The 661-nt window shown below is 37.7% G+C and carries 1 protein-coding gene; it reads left to right on the top strand.

Going from position 1 to position 661, the window contains the following annotated elements; genetic code table 11:
- The coding region (locus ACFILY_RS09655) for an AAA family ATPase (RefSeq protein ID WP_375673384.1) at positions 1 to 661 on the top strand (661 nt) is incomplete at both ends.

Here is a 661-nt window from a genome sequence, read left to right as displayed (position 1 = left end):
ATGGTGCGCTTAGAACAAAGCAATAACCTGATTAAAATTAAAGATCATTCCAATCCTTATAAAGTTATTTACTCCACAAAGGAAATATTAAAAACCGAATATGATATGGAGCGGAGTGTTGTTTCGTTGTCTCAAACGACAGGACACGGTGTAAAAGATAGACAGGTTTTAGAGGCAATAAAGTCTGTTGAGAATAAAGATAAAAGTGATAGATTTAAATTTTCAGAAGAACAAAAATTAGCCGTTCAACATATTACAGATGATAAAGGTATTGCGGCGGTTGTTGGTTATGCAGGTGCTGGAAAATCCACTCTATTGGAAGCCGCAAATATTGCGTGGGTTAATAGTGGGAAGCGTGTATTTGGAGCAGCTCTTGCGGGGAAGGCTGCGGAAGGTCTTGAAGAATCTTCAAAGATAAAAAGTAAAACTCTTGCTGCGTGGGAATTAGCGTGGAAAAATAAAAAAGATGAATTACGGGTTGGTGATGTTTTTGTCATTGATGAAGCTGGAATGGTTTCTTCAAAACAACTTTCGCATTTTGTCCAAAAAGTTGAAAAAGCAGGCGCAAAAATTGTTTTAGTTGGTGATAATATGCAGTTGCAACCCATTGAGGCTGGAGCGGCATTTCGCGCTGTAGTTGATAATATTGGTTATGTAGAAT

Source organism: Bartonella sp. CL25QHWL (assembly GCF_042195335.1).
Classification (GTDB): Bacteria; Pseudomonadota; Alphaproteobacteria; order Rhizobiales; family Rhizobiaceae; genus Bartonella.
This window is presented reverse-complemented; position numbering and strand designations above follow the sequence as displayed.